18 protein-coding genes are annotated in these 17,904 nt (G+C 58.0%); 6 read left to right on the top strand and 12 right to left on the bottom strand.

The genetic code is table 11. The features are described from left to right. Position 1: 1 nt before the first annotated feature. Positions 2-1,387, bottom strand: coding sequence for an aminotransferase (locus tag RIB87_RS10260; protein WP_350146219.1), 1,386 nt, complete (start codon positions 1,385-1,387; stop codon positions 2-4). A gap of 142 nt (positions 1,388-1,529) precedes the next feature. Between RIB87_RS10260 and RIB87_RS10255 the strand changes: the two genes are divergently transcribed. After that, the gene (locus RIB87_RS10255; protein WP_350146218.1) at positions 1,530-1,925 is read left to right on the top strand and encodes an SDR family NAD(P)-dependent oxidoreductase; all 396 of its coding nucleotides are present in this window, start codon (positions 1,530-1,532) and stop codon (positions 1,923-1,925) included. A 15-nt stretch (positions 1,926-1,940) separates the two neighbouring features. Here the strand turns inward: RIB87_RS10255 and RIB87_RS10250 are convergent, their stop codons facing one another. Both RIB87_RS10250 and RIB87_RS10245 read right to left on the bottom strand, forming a co-directional pair. Next, the gene (locus RIB87_RS10250; RefSeq protein WP_350146216.1) at positions 1,941-2,291 is read right to left on the bottom strand and encodes a DUF6614 family protein; all 351 of its coding nucleotides are present in this window, start codon (positions 2,289-2,291) and stop codon (positions 1,941-1,943) included. A 26-nt stretch (positions 2,292-2,317) separates the two neighbouring features. Beyond that, positions 2,318-3,778 (bottom strand): amidase, encoded by a 1,461-nt coding sequence (locus RIB87_RS10245; RefSeq protein ID WP_350146214.1) that lies wholly within the window; start codon positions 3,776-3,778, stop codon positions 2,318-2,320. Positions 3,779-3,989: 211 nt separating this feature from the next. Here RIB87_RS10245 and RIB87_RS10240 point away from each other — a divergent pair, with 211 nt between their 5' ends. Beyond that, positions 3,990-5,642 carry a 3-(methylthio)propionyl-CoA ligase gene (locus RIB87_RS10240; RefSeq protein WP_350146211.1) on the top strand — a complete coding sequence of 551 codons (1,653 nt, stop codon included), beginning with the start codon at positions 3,990-3,992 and terminating at the stop codon, positions 5,640-5,642. 102 nt (positions 5,643-5,744) lie between these two features. Continuing rightward, positions 5,745-6,500 carry a DUF1499 domain-containing protein gene (locus RIB87_RS10235; RefSeq protein WP_350146209.1) on the top strand — a complete coding sequence of 252 codons (756 nt, stop codon included), beginning with the start codon at positions 5,745-5,747 and terminating at the stop codon, positions 6,498-6,500. Here RIB87_RS10235 and RIB87_RS10230 read toward each other — a convergent pair. The 4 genes from RIB87_RS10230 to RIB87_RS10215 all read right to left on the bottom strand — a co-directional run bounded on the left by RIB87_RS10230 (position 6,497) and on the right by RIB87_RS10215 (position 10,697). After that, complete coding sequence (locus RIB87_RS10230; protein WP_350146207.1) at positions 6,497-7,228, bottom strand: endonuclease/exonuclease/phosphatase family protein; 732 nt, start codon at positions 7,226-7,228, stop codon at positions 6,497-6,499. The two genes, RIB87_RS10235 and RIB87_RS10230, sit on opposite strands and share 4 nt — an antisense overlap. After that, positions 7,218-9,395 carry a VTT domain-containing protein gene (locus tag RIB87_RS10225; protein ID WP_350146205.1) on the bottom strand — a complete coding sequence of 726 codons (2,178 nt, stop codon included), beginning with the start codon at positions 9,393-9,395 and terminating at the stop codon, positions 7,218-7,220. The genes RIB87_RS10230 and RIB87_RS10225 overlap by 11 nt, the downstream gene beginning before the upstream one ends. Positions 9,396-9,462: 67 nt before the next feature. After that, the gene (locus RIB87_RS10220; RefSeq protein WP_350146203.1) at positions 9,463-10,365 is read right to left on the bottom strand and encodes an MBL fold metallo-hydrolase; all 903 of its coding nucleotides are present in this window, start codon (positions 10,363-10,365) and stop codon (positions 9,463-9,465) included. After that, on the bottom strand, positions 10,353-10,697 hold the full coding sequence (locus RIB87_RS10215) for a PGPGW domain-containing protein (RefSeq protein ID WP_350146201.1): 345 nt from the start codon (positions 10,695-10,697) through the stop codon (positions 10,353-10,355). The genes RIB87_RS10220 and RIB87_RS10215 overlap by 13 nt, the downstream gene beginning before the upstream one ends. Before the next feature lie 130 nt (positions 10,698-10,827). Between RIB87_RS10215 and RIB87_RS10210 the strand changes: the two genes are divergently transcribed. Continuing rightward, entirely contained in the window at positions 10,828-11,439 is a 612-nt protein-coding gene (locus RIB87_RS10210; RefSeq protein WP_350146199.1) for a glutathione S-transferase family protein, read from the top strand. Between the two features lie 148 nt (positions 11,440-11,587). Here the strand turns inward: RIB87_RS10210 and RIB87_RS10205 are convergent, their stop codons facing one another. The 3 genes from RIB87_RS10205 to RIB87_RS10195 all read right to left on the bottom strand — a co-directional run bounded on the left by RIB87_RS10205 (position 11,588) and on the right by RIB87_RS10195 (position 13,950). Then, positions 11,588-11,806 carry a hypothetical protein gene (locus RIB87_RS10205; protein WP_350146197.1) on the bottom strand — a complete coding sequence of 73 codons (219 nt, stop codon included), beginning with the start codon at positions 11,804-11,806 and terminating at the stop codon, positions 11,588-11,590. A 385-nt stretch (positions 11,807-12,191) separates the two neighbouring features. Next, a complete protein-coding gene (locus RIB87_RS10200) occupies positions 12,192-13,445 on the bottom strand; it encodes a pyridoxal phosphate-dependent decarboxylase family protein (RefSeq protein ID WP_350146195.1) in 1,254 nt (417 codons plus the stop codon). 49 nt (positions 13,446-13,494) lie between these two features. After that, on the bottom strand, positions 13,495-13,950 hold the full coding sequence (locus RIB87_RS10195; protein WP_350146193.1) for a VOC family protein: 456 nt from the start codon (positions 13,948-13,950) through the stop codon (positions 13,495-13,497). Between the two features lie 59 nt (positions 13,951-14,009). On the opposite strand from RIB87_RS10195, the gene RIB87_RS10190 reads away from it, so the two are divergent. Beyond that, positions 14,010-14,654 (top strand): TetR/AcrR family transcriptional regulator, encoded by a 645-nt coding sequence (locus RIB87_RS10190; protein ID WP_350146191.1) that lies wholly within the window; start codon positions 14,010-14,012, stop codon positions 14,652-14,654. A 1-nt stretch (position 14,655) separates the two neighbouring features. Here the strand turns inward: RIB87_RS10190 and RIB87_RS10185 are convergent, their stop codons facing one another. Beyond that, positions 14,656-15,462, bottom strand: a complete 807-nt coding sequence (locus RIB87_RS10185) for an enoyl-CoA hydratase/isomerase family protein (RefSeq protein ID WP_350146189.1) — start codon at positions 15,460-15,462, stop codon at positions 14,656-14,658. Positions 15,463-15,536: 74 nt separating this feature from the next. On the opposite strand from RIB87_RS10185, the gene RIB87_RS10180 reads away from it, so the two are divergent. After that, entirely contained in the window at positions 15,537-16,421 is an 885-nt protein-coding gene (locus tag RIB87_RS10180) for an enoyl-CoA hydratase (RefSeq protein WP_350146187.1), read from the top strand. A gap of 143 nt (positions 16,422-16,564) precedes the next feature. On the opposite strand, the gene RIB87_RS10175 is transcribed toward RIB87_RS10180, so the two are convergent. Then, positions 16,565-17,698, bottom strand: a complete 1,134-nt coding sequence (locus RIB87_RS10175; protein ID WP_350146185.1) for a ferritin-like domain-containing protein — start codon at positions 17,696-17,698, stop codon at positions 16,565-16,567. Positions 17,699-17,904: the final 206 nt, after the last annotated feature.

The following is a 17,904-nucleotide window of genomic DNA, read 5'->3' as shown; positions in this document are numbered from 1 at the left end:
CTCATGCCGCGCGTAAGCCTTCCTTTGTCACCCAATGCTCGGTCGTATCGAGCGCTCGCTCCAGCCGATCAAACATTTCGTTTATCTCGTCTTCCTGGATGATGAGCGGCGGGCATAGCGCCACAATGTCGCCGCCCAGTGCCCGCGACAAAAGGCCCTCGGATTCTGCGTTGAGTTGGCAGGTCGCACCCACTTTGTAGGCCGGGTTAAACGACCGTTTGGTGGCTTTATCCGCCACAAGTTCCACAGCGCCGATCAGCCCTTTGGCCCGCGCGTTGCCCACAAGCGGGTGGTCTGCAAGCCGGGCAAAACGTGATTCAAAGACCGGGGCCATGTGCTGAACATGCCCGACAATGTCGCGCGACTTGTATATTTCGAGGGTCTTGATGGCCACGGCAGCGCACACCGGGTGCGCCGTATATGTAAAGCCATGCCCGAATACGCCGATCTTGCGGCTTTCATCAAGCATTGCCTGATACATGTCTTCGCCCACTGTAACAGCGCCAATAGGCAGATAAGCGGATGACAGCGCCTTGGCAATCGAGATTGAATGCGGCTTCATCCCGAATGTCTGTGAACCGAACATGCTGCCTGTGCGTCCGAACCCGCAAATGACTTCATCCGCGATGAAATAGATGTCGTATTTGTCCAGTACCTTCTGGATTTTGGCAAAGTAACCGTCCGCAGGAATAAGCACACCACCCGCGCCCTGAATAGGCTCGGCAATGAAGGCGGCGACGGTGTCGGGGCCTTCGCGCTGAATGAGGGCGTCAAGTTCAGCGGCCAGACGATCCGTAAACTGATCGTCTGTTTCGCCCGGTTCGGCCTCGCGATAAGCAAACGGACAGTTGACGTGATGGATACGATCAATCGGCAGATCAAAATCCATGTGGTTTGGGGCAAGGCCCGTAAGGCTGGCGGTTGCAACCGTTACCCCATGATAGGCGCGCTTGCGGGAAATGATTTTTTTCTTCTGCGGGCGGCCACGCGCATTATTGTAGTACCAGACAAGCTTTATCTGCTGATCGTTGGCTTCAGACCCCGACCCGCAAAACAGGACCTTGGATGTCGGGTGCGGCGATATCTCCTTAATCATCTCAGCTAGTTCAATCGCCCGCTCATGGCTTTTGCCTGCAAACGTATGCGTAAAGGGCAGCGTCTGAAACTGCGCCATCGCTGCGTCTGCAAGTTCGTGCTCATTGTATCCAAGCGACGTGCACCACAGCCCGGCCAACCCTTCAATGTATTGCTTGCCCGACGTATCCCACACGTAAATGCCTTCGCCACGCTCCATCACAACAGGGCCGGTCTCGCGAAAAGCCGCGAGGTTTGTGTAGGGGTGGATCAGCGTTTCTATGTCGCGCGTCTGTGCATTGCTGAGGCTCATGGGTAACGCTCCGGTGGGCTGAAACAAGTGTCACCACACATTTGCAGGTGAGACGGGGCATCTGTCAAAGGCTTGCACATCCCGCAATACTAACTAAATGAACGGTGGTCAGTTTGTCGGCTGCAGTCAGGGAGAAAAACAAATGTCACGTTTCAAGGGAGGTAACGCCGTCATCACCGGTGGTGCCGATGGTATTGGGGCTGCCTATGCACGGGTGCTGGCGGACGCAGGTGTAAACGTTGCCGTGCTTGACGTGTTGCAGGACAAAGCTCGCGAGATTGCAGAGGCAGTTGCATCGCGGGGAGTCAAATCAATTGCCATTGCTGCTGACGTGACCGACCGCGACAACCTTGCAGCGGCTGCTGAACAAGTGGCCAGTGATCTTGGCCCGGTCTCCCTGCTGATTGTGAATGCCGGGGTTGGCATTGGCGGCGGCTATATCGGCGCCCCCCATTGCGTGGTGCCCGATGCCCGCACCCGCGAAAACTTTGACGACATGGTGCGGACACTAAGCGACGGGTTCCCCCGCAACGCATGAGGCAACGCGCGCTGACTAGAACTTTTCTTCGCCGCGCTGGCGATGCGGATCAGGAAAATCGCGATACAACGCAAATGTGATACCGGCAATCTTCTGATTGACAGCTGCGTGTCTGTTTTCAGTTTCTCCCGCGCGCGTTGAAACTTTAGCAAACGCTGCATCAAGCTGCGCCAGATCACGCACTTCGATCATCAAATGAAACTCGCCAAGTGTGGCCGGGCCAAGACCCAACTTGCGCCGCATCAACCGCCAGCTCTCTATCTTTCCGGCAGATAACAAATGGCCAAGGAAGCCTGAAAGAGCGTCTGCAAACTCAACGTCGGACTGGCCGTCCTCCAGGTCAAAAAAGCCGTGATAAATGTCCATCAGTCTGTCCCCCGGGGTTGTGGGCGCTATGCAAAATCAGGCGGCGCGACAAACCCGCCCATTTCGCGTTCCAGCACGGCAGCCAATGCAATGGTCGTGAAATCTTCAAGATATGGCCCGACAATCTGAACGCCCACCGGCAGCCCGGCCTGTGTTCTTCCAACCGGAACAGCAGTGCCGGGCAGATATGAAACCAGCGGCAACCCGGCCCAGGAAATAAGATCCAGATACGGGCGTTGCGCCCCGTTTATTGTCAGCGTGCGATCATGAAAGTTTGACTGCTGATCATGCGCAAAGGCGGACACGGGTGCCACCGCCATCAGCACCGCATCGTAAGTATCAAAAAACGCTGCCCATTTAGCGCGCATTTGCGCCTGAGCCTCTTTCCACACCTGCCACTCATGATAGGTCAGCGCCGCGCCGCGGGCCTGCATGGCCATGTGGCTCTTGTCGGTAAGGTCAAGGTTCGCAGCAACGTCACGCATCCGCGCCAGCGTCGCGGGTGGAAATCCGCGCGTGGTCCCTCCATGGAGCAGCGTCGCATACACTTCAAATGCCTCGGCGAAGTCAAAGCCGGGCCGCGCGTCGCGATGAACTGTCGCGCCGGCAGCCTCCAGCGCATCAGCCGCCTGTTCCATGATTGCGACATTCTCACTTTCCACCGGACAAAACGGATCATCAAACCAAGTTGCAATCGTCAGTTCGCGCGCTTCGCGTCCTCGCGGTTCGGGCAGCGCCGGTTGATAGGCCAAAGCATCAAAGTCGTCGCGCCCCATAATCATCGACAGGGCGATCTCAAGATCGCGGGCTGACCGTGCCATTGGTCCGACGACGGACAAATCGCCGGTAAACAACGCACCCGGAAGCCCCGGCACGTGCCCGCGTTTGGATACAAGGTCAAAGCTGGGCTTGTGTCCAAACACGCCGCACAGATGCGCCGGCGTTCGTATGGAGCCGCCAATGTCGGACCCTATTTCAAGCGGCGTAAGGCCCGCTGCAAGGGCTGCGGCTGCACCCCCCGATGATCCGCCTGGCCCGCGCGTCACGTCCCAGGGATTGTTGGTGGTTCCGTACACCTCGTTGTAACTCTGCAGATCACCCGAGAAGAAAGGCACATTGGTTTTGCCAAACACGATGGCACCCGACTCCTTGATCCGCGCCACAGCATCCGCATCACGCTGCGGCACATGAGCCGCCAAATCCGGCGTGCCGCCGGTTGTCACCAGGCCTTCGGTTTCAAGTGCATCCTTGATGGTCATCGGCAGGCCGTGAAACGGGCCCCACAACTCACCGGCAGACAAGGCGTGGTCGGCTTCCTTCGCCATGCCCCGCGCGCGGTCAAAATCCGTGGCGACGATGGCATTGATTTTGGTGTTATGTGCCGCGCACCGGGCGATGAAATGGTCCAGCAGTTCAACGGCAGAAATTTCCCGTCGGCGGATCATTGCCGCCAGAACATGGGCCGGAAGGAATGAAATGTCGCTCATCAGGCGGCGTTCCCTTTCTTTTTGGGGTGGGAGGGCGATTTGCGGATTTGAGCACGAATGCTGCGTTGAGCAGCGCGCCCGCCTCGCCTAAAGTAACCCAAGGCTAATTCGCCGCCACAATGCGGCACCCAAAAAGACCATGCAACGAAAACGGCAGCGCTGATTATTTGATCGCGCGCTGCATAACGATCTGAATCGAGGGAGACACCTAATGAAGGGTTTGATGCAGGACTGGCCGCTTCTGGTTCACACGGTCATAGATCATGCGGCGCAATATCATGGCGATCGCGAAATTGTCACACGTTCCGTTGAGGGACCGATACGCCGGACCACCTACAAGGCCGTTCATTCGCGCGCCCGCAAGATCGCCAACGCGCTGCAGTCGCTTGGCCTGGGCAAGGGCGACGTGATTGCCACCATGGCGTGGAACACCGACCGGCACCTGGAAGCCTGGTACGGCATCATGGGGCTTGGCGCTGTTTGCCACACGCTCAACCCGCGCCTGTTTGCTGAGCAACTGGTTTACATCGCCAACCATGCCGAAGACAAAGTCATTTTTGTTGACCTCACTTTTGTGCCCATCATTGAAGGCATCGCCGACCAGCTTTCGCACCTCAAGCACGTCATCATCATGTGCGACGAGGCCGCAATGCCTGACACCAAACTCAAGAACGCGTTGTGCTACGAAACGCTGGTTAATGCACACTCTGATGATTTCAAGTGGGCAAAGGTGGACGAAAACGACGCCTGCGGCCTTTGCTATACGTCGGGCACAACGGGCAATCCAAAGGGCGTGCTCTACTCTCACCGGTCCAACGTGCTACATGCGCTTGCGGCCAATAACGCGGACGCCCTGGGAATGCGCTCCATCGACAATGTGCTTCCGGTGGTGCCGATGTTCCATGCCAACGCCTGGGCTATCGCGTTTGCCGCCCCTGCTGTTGGCGCAAGCCTCATCATGCCCGGCGCAAAGATGGATGGCGAAAGCATCTATGAGTTGCTGGATACGGAAAAGGTCAGCGTTACCGCTGCCGTACCCACCGTATGGTTGATGCTGTTGCAGCACCTGCAGTCGTCCGGCAAGAAACTGCCACATCTCAACCGCGTGGTTATCGGCGGCTCTGCTGCCCCGCGCTTCATGGTTGAAGCGTTTGAAAAAGACTTTGGCGTGCAGGTTTTCCACGCATGGGGCATGACCGAACTGTCGCCGCTTGGCACGCTTGGCTCGCTCAAGGCGGGCATGGAGAACCTGCCGATCGACAAACAGATCGATATCAAGATCAAGCAGGGCCGCCCGGTCTATACGGTGGAAATGAAAATCACCGATGACGATGGCAAGGAGCTTGCGCGTGATGGCAAGGCCTTTGGTCACCTGATGGTGCGCGGGCCGGCAATCTCCCGCGAATACGTCAAGGGTGAAGGCGGCGATATTCTGGATGCGGACGGTTGGTTTGATACCGGCGACGTCGCCACCATCGACCCCGACGGCTACATGACCATCACTGACCGCGCCAAGGATGTTATCAAGTCTGGCGGCGAGTGGATTTCTTCCATTGAGCTTGAAAACGTCGCTGTTGGTCATCCGGAGGTTCAGGAGGCGGCCGTCATCGGTATTGCTCACCCCAAATGGGACGAGCGCCCGCTGCTGATTGTTATTCCCGCGCAGGGCAAGTCGCCCACCCGCGAAGACATTCTGAGCTACATGGAAGGCAAGATCGCCAAATGGTGGATGCCGGACGACGTGGTGTTCGTGGATGAAATCCCGCATACGGCAACAGGCAAAATCCAGAAACTGGCCCTGCGCCAGACCTTCAAGGATTATGAACTGCCCACGGCAAATCTTGAAAAGGGCGCGGCTGAGTAGCCGCGTCCCGTCTTTTCGCTTTGGTTTCGACAGTTAAAACAGCAGCGCCCCAGTGGCGCGCACAAATGGGGGGAGGGGCGGTCACACGTCCCGCAGCATCAAATGAGTGACACCGCACGTTCACGTATCGCAACACTTGCCCTGCGCCTTGTCGGCGTTGGGCTGATTGCGGCTGTATCGGCCGTTTTGCTCACCCGGTTTGGCATCATCAGCGCGTCCGGCGGCGTTTTTGGAACGGCCGGCTCCATGCTGGTTGTTTTTCTGGGCATGTTGCTGGGCCTTGTGGGCCTTGTTCGCGCCTTCACCGGCAAGCCCGGCATGGTACCGTCACTTGTGGCAGTGGTTGCCGGGGCGGCCATCCTGTTTGTGCCCGTCACTACAGCACTGAGCGGCGGCGACGTGCCGATGATCCACGACATCACAACAGACCTCGAAGACCCGCCGCAATTCGTAGCCGTTGTTGCCCTGCGTGGTGAAGGCACAAACCCTATCGACCGCGCAGCGCCCGACCTTGCGAACCTGCAACGCGGTGCCTACCCGCACCTGCAAACGCTGACCGTGGCAGATGACATCACCACCGTGTTTGCAGCCGCCCTTGCTGAGGCGGAGGCGAGCGGCTGGGACATTGCCGATGCACAAGAACCCGAAAACGGCGAACCCGGCCGCATCGAAGCCACCGACACCACGCTGTTATTCGGCTTCAAGGACGATGTGGTCATCCGCATCGCCGATGATGGCCCCGACCGTACGCTGGTGGATGTGCGCTCGGTCAGCCGGGTTGGCCAGTCCGATCTTGGCGCCAATGCAGCCCGCATAGATGCTTTTCTGGCTGGCCTCAGGCAGCGTTTGGGCAACTAGCCGACCCGTTGATCGCGGGTAGTCGTAGGGCGTATATCGGCCACCACCGGCAGGTGGTCTGATGCCCGGTGAGCGGAGCGCACCGCATGGGCCCCCGACAGCGCCAGCCCGCCACGGCACCAGATGCGATCAAGCCGCAACAGTGGCAGCCGGGACGGATAACTCGGCGGCGCTGCTGCGTGGTCGAATACGTTCGCCATCAGGTCGCGCATAACGGCATTGCGCCCCCACTCGTTGAGGTCGCCCATCAAAATGGTAGGTGTCTCCGGCCGGTTCAGAATGATGTCGCGCAACCGCGCAAGCTGATACATCCGCTCCCCGCGCTTGAGACCAAGATGCGTCGCAATAATCCGTATACAACCTATATCTGTTTCTGCATGGGTTTCGATTACCATGCGCGGCTCGCGTGAAGCGAACGAGATGTCGTGCAGGCTTTGGTCAACCAGCGGAAACCGACTGATAACCGCTTGCCCGTAGTGGCGGTCCCCATCAACAATCGACCACGCCTCATGCCTGTGGTCGCCGATACTTGTTAGAAGTTCGGTGCCTGGCTGCGGTGTGCCGTCAGCATCACGCAGATGTGCATCCACTTCCTGAAAGGCGGCAATGTCCGGTGCCATTTGGGCGACGTGTTCGGCGACCCTCGCAACATCGCGTCTGCCGTCCACACCCACATAGCTGTGAACATTCCATGTCGCAACGCGCAGTGTGCCGGTGCTAGTCGTCATCAGTACCGCGCAGCCGAGCCGCGATCCGCTGCATACCGTATGCCACGCCAATCCATACGATTCCGCCCAGCCCCAGCAACGCGAGCTGGCCTGGCGTTGGGTCTCGCAGCACCTGCATCACCTGGTTCCCCAGAAGGGTGATGATCACCGTGCCCGGCGCCATGCCTAAAAGCGTGCCGAACATGAAATCGGAAAACCGCACTTTGATTGCGCCCGCGGCATAGTTGACGACCGAGAACGGGGCAAACGGCACCATGCGTACGGCCGCGACCCCCACAATCCCGTTGCGCGCCAGCGCCCGGCGCACGCGCTCAAGATGCCGGCCGAACAGCCCGGAAACAAACCCGGCACCTGTTACCCGGCCCCCCGCATACGTCACCGCCGAGGCAAGCAGCGTACCGGCCAGCGCGTAGGCCAGGGCCGCAAGTGGTGAAAACAGGATGCCTGCTGCAATGATCAGGATGGTGACAGGAAATACGATCAGTCCGCCGACCACAAACGCAGCCATCATGATGACAGGTAACCACACACTGTCGCGGACTGTCTCAACCATGGTCGCAAGGGTCGCCGGGTCTGCATAGACTGACAGCGGGCTGTAGCGCCAGACCGCGACCAGCGCCCCGATAGCCACAACAGCGCCAGCCAATCGGCCAGCCGTGCGGGCGGGCGACTGCCCGGCCATTTTTCCGCCGCCGAAAAAGTCGCCGCTGAAACTGTCACCTAGCAGGTCCTGCGGTGATACCGGCCGCTCGGGGTCTGCAAGCACATGAACCGTCTGTGCGACATTGCTGTCGGGTACGTCGTCCAGCCTGATGGGCCTTAGCGCCCTGTCACCCGTGCTCATGGCTGTAACCGCCTCAATGAACGAGCCGTGGGAGGAAAGCGTTTCGAGCACGTGCTCAGGCGGCAAACCAAGATGCTCCGCCAGAAGCCGCGCCCGGACCATGGAAATGACGGACATGTGTTCGTCCGTAGACGCCTCAATCGTAAGGTCGCACTCGGTGTCAAGACCCATTGAGCGATTGTTGGTATTTGCCGACCCGACGCGAAGCAGACGGTTATCCACGATCATGAGCTTGGCATGAACCATTACACCCTGGTCCGTCTCATCGTCGGGCAATGAGGGATAAAGCAACGCAACGCGGTCCGCCACGCCCTGCTGCTCAAGGAGGCGCATGAAATTGCGCCGACCCGTATTCATCGACCGCTCCTCAAGCCATGTGTGATGCACATTCGGGCCGACCAGCACCACTTCCAGATCAGGGTTTTCACGAAGCCTTTCCGCCAATGCATGGGCAATGACGTGAGCAGAGAAGAACTGATTCTCTATATAGAGAGCTTTTTCCGCGGCCTTGATGGCATCAACGAACAGCGTCTCCACTTCCCTGATTTCAGGCTCACCCTGATAAGCGGCCATTGTGCGCGATATGCCGACCTGTGCATGACGAAAGTCAGGCTCGACATCATCCGGCCACGGAACGGTATTGGGTGTGTGCAATGGCCGATCGTACACGCGGTTTGCCCCCAACGTCTTCCATCGCGCGCGCGAAAGCAGCGCCAGGTCGCGGGCGGCCTCGCCGTCCACAACTATCTGAATATCGTGGAACGGGTGATAGCGGTTACCTGAAGGCCCCGTCCGGCGGCTGTCATCCATGCTATGCCCGGGTGTATCCCACCTGTTCACGGTGAGATCGATCCCGCCCGAGAAGGCAACCGCATCATCCACGATCACAATTTTCTGGTGGTGACTTGCGCCGAAGGGCAACGCATCGTCGAGGCAGACTGATATCTGTTTTGGCGTCATCCAGTTCAGCGTTACCGTCGGCACCGGCTCACGCTCAAGCGCGTACAGCAACGAATAATCCCACAGCAGAATGTCGATTTTCAGATGCGGCTTGCGGCGTACCAGATGGGCCAGAAAGTCGCGCAGGGCTTCCGGTGCATCGTCATCAGCCTCATTCGACGCGCCCACCAGCCGCGTGGCGCTGTGCATGTCCCAGCCGATGATCTGGATCGAATGATCAGCACGCAGCAGCGAGGCGCGCAGCGCCGCGAAGTAGTGGGCACCGTCGATCAATATTGCTGCCCGGTCCGCCCGCGCAATGCGCCAGCAATTGGACCCGGCTTTCAGCAGGGAGGGTGTGTGCCTGGATGTTCTCTCGGTCAAAAAATCCTCTACGCGTTGGGCACAAGCCAGTATGCCGTATTTCTTGGCGGCTGCTGCCTGCAAGGGCCTAGTCCAGCCAGTATTCACCGCTGATGCTAGGCGTGCCGTGGGTCTGCACGCGGCCTTCTTCGGCCAGTTGTTTCATATGGGCAAATACCGAGCGGGCAGCGGCGGGGTGCAGGCGCTTGTCGGTTTGCGCATACATTAAGGGCACCATATCGGTGATCCTGCGGTCGCCGGCTTCAAGCCGTTTGAGAATCTGGTCCTCGCGGGCCTTGCGGTGGGCAATGTAGCCGCGCACCAGCGAGTGCGGCTTTGTCACGGGCGAGCCATGTGTGGGGTAGTACACCTCATCGTCACGCTCCAGCAGCTTGCGCAGCGAGGCCATGTAGTGCGCCATGTCGCCATCCGGCGGCGCAATGACAGCCGTTGACCAGCCCATCACATGATCACCGGTGAACAGCGCCTTTTCCTCGCGCAGGCCAAAGCACATGTGGTTTGAGGTATGGCCGGGAGTGAACACGCACTCAACCGTCCAGCCGTTGCCCTCAATCACATCACCATCGCGGATGGCGTGGTCGGGCACAAACGCCATGTCGCCGCCCTCATCCATTTTGGCACCTTCCGGTGCAGGGTGTCCTGAGCCGTGCGGTCCGTGGCCATAGGTGGGCGCGCCGGTTGCGTCTTTCAGGGGTGCGGCCGCAGGTGAATGGTCGCTATGGGTATGCGTAATAAGAATATGGCTGATGGTTTCGCCTGCGAGCCCATCCAGAATGGCCCTCACATGAGCCATGTCGAGCGGGCCGGGGTCTATCACCGCAACAGTGCCGCGACCGATGACATAAGTGCCCGTACCTTTAAACGTAAATGGACTTTCATTTGGTGCCACCACGCGCCGCACCAGGGGCGTAACCTCAACCATCTCGCCGTATTGAGGGTCAAACTGCCGGTTGAGTTTCAGGTCGGCCATGACAAGTCGCTCTCCACTTTTGCATTCCGTTTGCGGCGCACGGCGTCAACAAGTGCCCTGGTACGGGTACGCTTGAGACTTCGCCCGATCCAGCCTGGCACTCGCGTTTCAACAGCACCCAGTGCCACATCAACCGTCGTATGCCGTGCCCGCACCCGCTGAACCAGCCGCCGCATGGTTTTTGAGTATGCCACTAAAATGGCAATGCCGGGCAGCACCATGAAAATGCCAAACGCGAATGGCGGCGGCAGAACAACGAAAATGAGGCCGGGAAGCAACAGAGCCCAGCCCAACGCAAGCATTGCAAGTCGTGTAGCCCCATGGCGCGTCAACTGCTTGTCCTCACCGCTATCTGTGTTCCTTACATGGCAAGTCGCCAGCACGAACACAAGCGGTGCTGGACCTTGGCTTGGGCGCACGCTATTGCCCTATCCATCTGAAATGTTGACGAGGGAAACTCCCATGAAGTTTTACAATTCAATCGGCCCGAACCCGAAAATGGTTCGCATGTATATGGCTGAGCGTGGTCTGAGCATTGACACACAGGAAGTTGACATCATGGCGGCTGAAAACCGTGGTGATGAATATACAAAGCGTAATCCGCGCGGCCAGATTCCCTGTCTTGAACTGGACGACGGCACCGTACTCGCCGAAATCACCGCGATCTGTGAGTATCTTGATGAGATCAACGGCACGTCTGCTCTTGTCGGCACCACACCTTTAGCGCGAGCAATAACGCGCATGTGGATGCGCCGCGCCGATCTGTATGTCTGCGAGCCGCTTGCCAACGGGTTCAGATTTGCGGAAGGCCTGCCGATGTTTGAAAGCCGGATGCTGTGCCGCCCCGAAGCCGCCGATGGTCTCAAGGCGATGGCAGCCAATGGCCTTGCGTGGTTTGACGCCAATCTGGGTGAGGGTGCCTGGCTGGCGGGTAAGGACTTCACCATCGCCGACTGCCTGCTGTTTGCGTTCCTTGAGTTTGGTGCAAGCGTTGGCCAGCCCATCCCGGCAGAGTGCACCAACGTGCAGGCCTGGTATGACCGCGTTGCGGCGCGTCCGTCAGCATCCGCCTGAACAGCACCTTCTTGAAACACGAAGCCCTGAAACACGAAGCCCTGAAACACAAAGCCCTGAAATTCACAAACGGCCCGGTCAGCGCATCGCCTTGTTGGATGCGCCGCCGGGCCGTTCTTTTTGGTCAACCGTTCTGGTTGCGTGACCCTTAATAGGTCAGCAGCACATTCACCGTCGCGGCCAGCCCGTAGGCGGCAAACGCCACCCACATGGCATTGATAACAAGATCGCCCGTCTTGACGCCTCTGGCCCAGCTAACGGCACGGTCAAATGTTGAAACCGGGTGCGCGTCGGCCGCCGACGAGGATAGGGACGGGGAAACCGAGGGAGAAACGTGGGAGGAGGCCATATTGATGTTCGCGCTCATGCGATGTTCCTTCAAGGAAATCAGATGTCCAGCCGCTTGTACCAAGCCCCTTCATACGCGTTTTCCTGCCTCAACCGGCCGGGCCGGTCTTTTGCTTGTTATTCTTATTGTTCTTGTTGGCTTTGGCCCGACTCCGCAACCGCATTGCGGGACGCCGCACTTTCGCCTTGCAACCAAGATGGGCGCTTTACTGAGCACCTGCAATACCGCAAGTGCGAAGAGTATGTGAAATAGTGAACAATATGAAAAATCTTCACAAACAAAAAGTATCTAACAAAATCAACATGTTGCTTCGTTTTTCCGGCCTGATCCGCATTTAGGGATGGCAGCCATTGGCTGGATGCATGGCGCTTAGGCCAAAAATGCTGCAACGCACCCTAACGGGCTAGCCGCTGTAGCGGATTTCCTTGGCTTCTTTTGGTTCATTCGCGCCACGCACCTGCTCGGTTGCCCATTCCAGGTCTGCCAGATAGGTGTCAACCACCTCGGCATGTTTGGGTGAGAGCATGAGATGAATGCCTTTTGGCTTGGTTACAACAGACGTAAACCAGCCGCGCTCAAACAGCTTGCCCCAGATCGCAAATATGTCGCGCTCCGGATGGGTGTAGCCCACCAGCCCAAGCTGCGGTGTGCCGATAATTTCAAAGCCAAGCGCCCGCGCGCCGGCTTCAATCTTCTCGCGCGTTTCAACCACCAGGCCCTGCTTGGCGCGATAGCCCTCAACACCCAGATAATTCATCACCGCCCAAGCCGCTGCGATTGCGCCGCCTGGCCGGGTGCCTGCCAGTGTCGGCGTCATCATCCGTCCGCCGGGCCAGTCATTGGTGTCAAAGCCCATATGTTCCTTGAGGTCCGCAGACCGGAACATGACGGTTGAAGCCCCTTTGGCGCAGTAGCCATATTTGTGCAGGTCGGCCGACATGGACTTCACCTGCGGCACCACAAAATCGAACGCCGGCAGGTCCGCTCCGTTCATCCGCACAAACGGCGCAAAAAAACCGCCAACACACGCATCTACATGCAGCCAAACGTCATGTCTTTCAGCAACTGTGCCAAGGTCGGCAATCGGGTCAATCAGCCCATAGGGAAAACACGGCGCTGATCCAACCATCATAATTGTATTGCCATCAATGGCGGCTGACATGGCCTGGGGGTCGGCCAGAAAATCATCCGTACACGCAACACGCCGCAGCTCGATGTCCATCATCATCGCCGCCTTGTCGAAAGCCGGATGGCCGGACCACGGCAAAACGATGTTGGCCTGCACACCCTTGGCCAGCTTGCCTGTCGCGCGTGCATAATCCCGCGCTGCCTTGATCGCCATGGTGATGGAGTCCGTGCCGCCCGACGTAACGTTCCCCGCCCCGTCGTCGGGCGCCTGCAGCAGCGTCAGCCCCATCTGCACAATTTCTTCTTCCATGCGCTTGAGACTGGGAAACGCCATTGGCCCCAGACCATTTTCAGACATGAACCGCGCATAGGCTTCCTTTTGGACCCGCGACACGTCCTCGCCTGCGTTGAACACGTAAACAGCGGTCTTGCCATCCCGCCACTTCACATCTCCCGTTGCCATGTCGTTCATCCGGGCAGACAGCGTCTCCCAGTCAGTTCCATGGTCGGGCAGTGCGGTGCGGGTCATGGCCGTGTCTCCTCAATAAAAGCGAAGTCTCAGCGTAGCGCGTTTACACCTAGCCGCCCATCATCTCCTGCCAGCGTTTTTGCATTTGAGCGGGCGTTACCTCCTCGACACGCGATGCAAGCATCCAAATGTGCCCGAACGGGTCCATGAGGGTTCCCGTCCGGTCGCCGTGAAACTCGTCCTTGAGAGGGCGAAGTTCTGTCGCGCCAGCCTTTGTCGCCTGTGCAAAGACGGCGTCAACATCTTCAACGTAAAGATGAAGTTTTACCGGGGTTCCGCCCAACGTATCCGGGCTCACAGCACCGAAATCCGGGTACTCATCTGAGATCATGACGATATTTGTGCCTATCGAGATTTCCGAGTGACCGATACGCCCACTGTCGGGGTCTTCCAGGCGATAGTTCTCTACGGCACCAAAGGCTGCGGCATAAAATGCGATCGCGTCCGCCGCGCCCTTCACTGTGATATACGCCGACAGATGCAGCTTTTTGTTCGGTGATGGCATTTCAGTCTCCCATGTGATACAAAACGTTACGTTACGTTTTATAAATAGGCAAGCGCCGAATGCCACCACCAAAAAACAAACCATCAACGACATCTGAAACCGGAAGACAGCCGCCATCCAAGGGTTCTGGCCGCCCGCGAAAAGCGCGAGCAGAGGCAGACATCCTAAGGGCCGCGCGCGAGCTGCTGGATGAAGCAGGACCGGCACGGCTGACGATTGAAGCTGTGGCCGCCCGCGCCAAAGTTGGAAAACCAACGATCTATCGGTATTGGGCAAATGCGCGGGAACTGGCGATGGCTGCGTTGATGGAGCGCCTGCCATCCGCCGAGAAGACGCTTCGCGGCACCGTCGCGCTTGATGATCTGCGCACCCACATTCGTGGCATAATCTCCCGTTTCGCCACAACGCGCGGACGCCAGACAGCGCTCATGCTGGCGACAGCAGAGCGAGACAGCGAGTTGTTTAAGGCGTTTCGTAATCAGGTTGTTTTCAAAGGTCGCGAAGAAGGACGCGGCATCCTTGAGCGCGCGCAAAAAAATGGAGAAGTAGCAACAGATATGCCGATGGAAACAGTGCTTGATCTCCTTTACGGACCCATTTTCTTCCGTCTACTGACGGTCCACGAACCACTAACGCAGGATTTTGCAGACAGCATTGTCGCGCTGCTTCGCCGTGGCATTGAGGCCAGGCAGAGCCGCGAATAGATCATTTGCCTGAAAAAACCGGCGCTCGTTTTTCAAAGAACGCCTTGACGCCCTCTGCAACATCGTCAGACGGGTTGGCGATCATCACGGCAAGCGCAGCCTCGCGCTGGGATTGTTCAAGGGTCAAGTCGAGCCCGTTACGCATCATCGACTTCGCCAGCCGTACAGCCAGCGGCGATTGTGCTGCGAGGCGTGTGGCAAGCTCCAGCGCGGTGGCCTCAAGTGTGTCGTCCTCTACCACCTGCGTCACCAGCCCGAGCGTCATCGCCTCGTCGGCGCTGTAGGTCTCAGCCAGCAGTGTCATTTGCAACGCTTTGTCCAGCCCCATGGCGCGGGGAAACAGCCACCCGCCTCCTTCATCCGGTAACAACGCAAAACGTCCTGACGTATCACCCAGTTTTGCGCTGGCAGCCGCGATGCGAAAATCGCAGGCCAAAGCCAGCGCCAACCCACCCGCAACAGCCGGCCCGTTAATGGCGGCAATGATAGGCTTGTCCAGGTGATGCAGAGTTTGAATGACCTTATGCATCCCATCACGCATCTCACGGGCGTGGGAAAGCTGCTGCGACATCAGATGCGCGCGATCAGTATCCGCGTTTGACACATCACCTCCGGCGCAAAAGCCGCGTCCTTCGCCGGTAACTATCAGGACGCGCAGATCATCATCTTTCAGATAGGCATCAAGCTCATCGCACATCGCGTCACACATCTGCGTGGTGTACGCGTTCATTTGTTTCGGTCTGTTCAGTCGTATGCGGCGAATATATGTGGCGGGTGTTTCAATAATCAGCGGGGCATGTTCGCTCATGATCTTGCCTTCCTCGGCGGGGTAGTGCGCAATGAGGTCAAAGCATAAGGCAAAAAGCAGGAAAGGCGACGCAGATGGAAACCGGGAGTGCCAACAATATTGAGGCTGTGGCGGACAGTCTTAAGGACATAACGCTGGCGCGTGATGGCAATGTCGCGGTGATAACCCTCAACCGTCCGGACAAACTCAACGCATGGACGGCAGCTATGGAAAGCTCCATGCGCGTTGCATTGGCCACCTGCGCGCGCGACAACACCGTGCGGGCGATCGTGGTGACCGGGGCAGGCCGTGGATTTTGCGCCGGGGCGGACATGAACCTGCTGCAAAAAATTGATGCTGATGCGGGCGATGAGCGTGAGCTTGCCCAGGCCACGCGCAATGCAACGCTTGATTGGGATGTGTCTCTTGGGCCGGATATTTCAGAGCATATGGGCGGGCGTTTTGGCTATCTGCCACAAATCCCGAAACCGATCATCGCAGCCATCAATGGCCCCTGCGCCGGTCTGGGCATGGTGTTTGCCCTGTGGTGCGACATGCGGGTGGGGGCTGAGAACATGTTTTTCACAACCGCATTTGCCAAGCGAGGCCTGATCGCAGAGCACGGCATCTCGTGGTTGTTACCGGAGCTTGCAGGGCAGGCAGCGGCAATGGACTTTCTGTTTTCATCGCGCCGGGTTGAGAGCGACGAAGCGCTGCGGGTTGGCCTGCTCAACAACGTGGTGCCGTCGCAGGATCTGGTGAGCGAAACGGTGGCCTATGCCCAGCAAATGGCGCAAACCGTTAGCCCCCGCTCGGTAGCGGTCATGAAGGCGCAAGTCTGGAAAGCAAGATTCCAGCCGCTGACCGATGCCATCAAGACCGGCGACGACGAAATGCAAAAGAGCTTTGCCTCTGAAGATTTCAAAGAAGGTGTGGAACACTTCGTGCAAAAACGCGCGCCGAACTTTACCGGCCGCTAACGGCACACAACCATTGGCCTGGGTCGATCTGCATAGCAACGGCCCTGGAATCACATTCGTGATTTCAGGGCCGTGTCTTTTCTTGAAGCCTTTACCGGACGGGGGTGTATCCGGCTTCAACGTGGAGATAGCCGATGCTGGCCTTAGTCGGCCGCCTGGCCGGCAAGTTGACGCAAGGCATCATTCTTGGCGTTGATCTTGCGGAGTTGCTCAATGCCGTGCGCGGCAATCGAGTCGCCAACCATTTCATCGCCCTCCATCTGCAACTGCTTCATGTCGATGTAAGCGGCATAGTTGCCTGCCGTGCGTTTGGTAATGATGCCGCACATGAGCAGCGTTTTTACCAGTACCCGAAAGATATTGGAGGACTGCTGCATGTTCTCGCGCACCTTTTCGTCAGTCATGCCTTCCATGAACGCGCCCTGCACCCACTCCCAGTCAAGTCCTACCTGCGTATAGATGTGCTTTTTCTGGTCCGGCGATGCCAGGTTGTAGAGCAGGTTGGAAAACACCTGCCAGGCCCAGTCCTCAATCTTGTTGTGTTCTTCCTCGTTAAGGTGCGGGATGGTGCGGTCTGCCCAGATCTTGCCAAACTTGTGGTGGAAGGCTTCATCCGTCATGGCGAGTTGCGCGAGGCGAACAATCAACGGATCACGCCCGCGATTATAAAACGTTGCGAACGCACCCATCGCCAGACCTTCGATGAGAAGCTGCATCCCGACGATCTTTTTCCATGCGAGTTTGGAGTTCACCAGTTCTGTGAGTGTGTCCCGAAGCACCGGCCCACACGCCATCGGCTTACCAAAGCGTGCACGAACAATTTCAATAAAGGCAGTGACGTGCCGCGCTTCTTCACGCGCCTGGTTCGCAGCATATTCCTGAGCACCGGGATCCCGCAGGATATGGCAGAGCGATGCAGACAACGCCATCGCACCCTGCTCACCATGCAGAATGTTGGAGAGCGACCAATGTGTGTCCAGGTTTGTCAGCTTGACCCGGTCTTTCGGTGAGAGCTTGTCCCAAACTGCTGTGCCAAAGCCAACCGTCATTTCCGGGTCAACCATGAACTCGTTTTCGACATCAAACGGCTCCGAGAAGTCGATGTAGCGTTTGTCCATCGGATCCCAGAAATGGTCATGGGTAGCTGAAATGATTTTGTCGAAGGCAGATGCCCGCTCGAGATAGCGGTCGCATTCGATCATCGCCGCAAAGTCGTCCGGCTCAACTGTGTTGTAGATGTTGTCTTTGGTGATCTGGTCTTTTTGTGTTTCAGCCATGATGTCCTCCAGCGTGAGCTCTGCGGCGTGCAGATTGATGCGCGAAAAAGAATGACGGTGGCGTCATCTTTTTCCTTGATCTGCATCAATGACAGTCATCGGTCGCGTGGGTGCGACACAAAATGGCAGAAAATCGGGGCTTTGAGAGTGTTCTGGGCAGTAGAAGCATTGCTGCTCCCTTACCCGATATTAAGCACCGTGCTGCC

The organism is Pyruvatibacter sp. (genome assembly GCF_040219635.1).
Classification (GTDB): domain Bacteria; phylum Pseudomonadota; class Alphaproteobacteria; order CGMCC-115125; family CGMCC-115125; genus Pyruvatibacter.
This window is presented reverse-complemented; position numbering and strand designations above follow the sequence as displayed.

Bases quoted from the DNA above. Each gene is read 5' to 3' on its own strand.
- RIB87_RS10260 (WP_350146219.1), bottom strand. From the start codon at position 1,387: ATGAGCCTCAGCAATGCACAGACGCGCGACATAGAAACGCTGATCCAC.
- RIB87_RS10255 (WP_350146218.1), top strand. From the start codon at position 1,530: ATGTCACGTTTCAAGGGAGGTAACGCCGTCATCACCGGTGGTGCCGAT.
- RIB87_RS10250 (WP_350146216.1), bottom strand. From the start codon at position 2,291: ATGGACATTTATCACGGCTTTTTTGACCTGGAGGACGGCCAGTCCGAC.
- RIB87_RS10245 (WP_350146214.1), bottom strand. From the start codon at position 3,778: ATGAGCGACATTTCATTCCTTCCGGCCCATGTTCTGGCGGCAATGATC.
- RIB87_RS10240 (WP_350146211.1), top strand. From the start codon at position 3,990: ATGAAGGGTTTGATGCAGGACTGGCCGCTTCTGGTTCACACGGTCATA.
- RIB87_RS10235 (WP_350146209.1), top strand. From the start codon at position 5,745: ATGAGTGACACCGCACGTTCACGTATCGCAACACTTGCCCTGCGCCTT.
- RIB87_RS10230 (WP_350146207.1), bottom strand. From the start codon at position 7,228: ATGACGACTAGCACCGGCACACTGCGCGTTGCGACATGGAATGTTCAC.
- RIB87_RS10220 (WP_350146203.1), bottom strand. From the start codon at position 10,365: ATGGCCGACCTGAAACTCAACCGGCAGTTTGACCCTCAATACGGCGAG.
- RIB87_RS10210 (WP_350146199.1), top strand. From the start codon at position 10,828: ATGAAGTTTTACAATTCAATCGGCCCGAACCCGAAAATGGTTCGCATG.
- RIB87_RS10205 (WP_350146197.1), bottom strand. From the start codon at position 11,806: ATGAGCGCGAACATCAATATGGCCTCCTCCCACGTTTCTCCCTCGGTT.
- RIB87_RS10200 (WP_350146195.1), bottom strand. From the start codon at position 13,445: ATGACCCGCACCGCACTGCCCGACCATGGAACTGACTGGGAGACGCTG.
- RIB87_RS10195 (WP_350146193.1), bottom strand. From the start codon at position 13,950: ATGCCATCACCGAACAAAAAGCTGCATCTGTCGGCGTATATCACAGTG.
- RIB87_RS10190 (WP_350146191.1), top strand. From the start codon at position 14,010: ATGCCACCACCAAAAAACAAACCATCAACGACATCTGAAACCGGAAGA.
- RIB87_RS10185 (WP_350146189.1), bottom strand. From the start codon at position 15,462: ATGAGCGAACATGCCCCGCTGATTATTGAAACACCCGCCACATATATT.
- RIB87_RS10180 (WP_350146187.1), top strand. From the start codon at position 15,537: ATGGAAACCGGGAGTGCCAACAATATTGAGGCTGTGGCGGACAGTCTT.
- RIB87_RS10175 (WP_350146185.1), bottom strand. From the start codon at position 17,698: ATGGCTGAAACACAAAAAGACCAGATCACCAAAGACAACATCTACAAC.